This is a genomic window from Mesorhizobium sp. M7A.F.Ca.CA.002.05.1.1 (assembly GCF_003998335.1).
Taxonomy (GTDB): domain Bacteria; phylum Pseudomonadota; class Alphaproteobacteria; order Rhizobiales; family Rhizobiaceae; genus Mesorhizobium.
Genome location: NZ_RZQI01001260.1, coordinates 1 through 1275, shown reverse-complemented (window position 1 = coordinate 1275; position 1275 = coordinate 1). Strand labels below are relative to the sequence as shown.

Sequence of the window (1275 nt, the reverse complement as noted above, 5' to 3'; positions counted from 1 at the left end):
CTCGCCGACCGCCTCGACGGCATGCGGCGCGCTGTCGACACGATCAAGGCGCAGCCCGAAATGGCGTCGATCCGCACCATCAACCTGGCTGTGCTGGCCGGCGAGATCCGCAAATTGGCCACCGCCATCCATACCGAGGCGGTGTCGCCCCAGAGCGACGTCATCGTCGACTGGGCGGCAAGGCTGGAAGCCACCTGCGAAGCGCACGTCCATGACGCGCACAGCGACGACAATGCCGTCGAGGCGCTGCGTGCCAAGCTGCTCACCTTGCGCGAGCGCACGCGCCGTTACGCCTTCGAGATGGATTTCTCCTTCCTGATGCGGCCGGAGCGCAAGCTGTTGTCGATCGGCTACCGGGTCGAGGAACACCAGCTCGACGAGAGCTGCTACGACCTTCTGGCTTCCGAAGCCCGGCTGACCAGCCTGTTCGCCATCGCCAAGGGCGACCTGCCGACCGAGCACTGGTTCCGGCTTGGCCGGCCGATCGTCGAAATCGGTTTCCAGGGCGCCCTGATGTCCTGGTCCGGCTCGATGTTCGAATATCTGATGCCGCCGCTGGTGATGAAGGAGCCGCAGGGCTCGATCCTCAACCAGACCAGCAAGCTGATCATCAAACGCCAGATCCAGTATGGCCGCCAGAAGAACGTGCCGTGGGGCATCTCGGAGGCCGCCTACAATGCGCGCGACCGCGAACTGACCTACCAATATACCAATTTCGGCGTTCCAGGCCTCGGGCTGAAGCGCGGCCTTGGCCAGAACACGGTGATCGCGCCTTACGCCACCATACTGGCGGCCCAGTTCAATCCGCGTGAAGCCGTGCTGAATCTCTCCCGTTTGCGGGAGATCGGGGCGCTCGGCCGCCACGGCTACTACGATGCCGTCGACTTCACGCCGCAGCGCGTGCCGGAAGGCACGGATCATGTCGTCGTCCAGAACTACATGGCCCACCATTCGGGCATGTCGATCGCGGCGGTTGCCGACGCCATCTTCGAAGGTCGCATGCGCGACCGCTTCCACAGCGATCCGGTCATCGAATCGGCCGAACTCTTGCTGCAGGAGAGGGCGCCGCGCGACATCCCGACCGCGACCGTCAGGACCGAGGCCGACGAACGCTCCAAGGACGAGACCGAGGTCGACAGCCCCGACACCCGCATCGTGCTCAATCCGCTGCAGTCGCTGCGGTCGACCAACGTCATGTCGAACGGCCGCTATTCGGTGATGGTCACCGCGACCGGCTCGGGCTACAGCCGCTGGGGCGATCTCTCCGTCACGCGC

Annotated in this window: 1 protein-coding gene; it reads left to right on the top strand. The window is 65.0% G+C overall.

The window, feature by feature from the left end:
• Window positions 1-1275, top strand: a 1275-nt coding sequence (locus EN939_RS34700) for a glucoamylase family protein (protein ID WP_272483136.1), incomplete at both ends; no start/stop codon positions are given.